Source organism: Bradyrhizobium sp. 23AC (assembly GCF_054863025.1).
In genome coordinates, this window is the sequence record NZ_JAVAYN010000106.1 from 1 (window position 1) to 284 (window position 284).

Sequence of the window (284 nt, forward strand, 5' to 3'; positions counted from 1 at the left end):
CAGGAAGGCGTCATGAAGACGCGCATGCAGCCGATCGGCAATGCCTGGCAGAAGCTGCCCCGCATCGTCCGCGACCTGTCGAGCGAACTCGGCAAGCAGATCGAATTGGAGATGCACGGCGCCGACACCGAGCTCGACCGCCAGGTGCTCGATCTGATCAAGGACCCGCTCACCCACATGGTGCGCAACTCCGCCGATCATGGCCTGGAGACCCCCGCCGAGCGTCTCGCCAGCGGCAAGGGCGAGCAGGGCACCATCCGCCTGTCCGCCTATCACGAGGGCGG

The 284-nt window shown here is 66.5% G+C and carries 1 pseudogene; it reads left to right on the forward strand.

Annotated elements, in window-relative coordinates:
- A pseudogene (locus RAD10_RS41655) lies at positions 1-284 on the forward strand (hybrid sensor histidine kinase/response regulator); the annotation flags it as partial.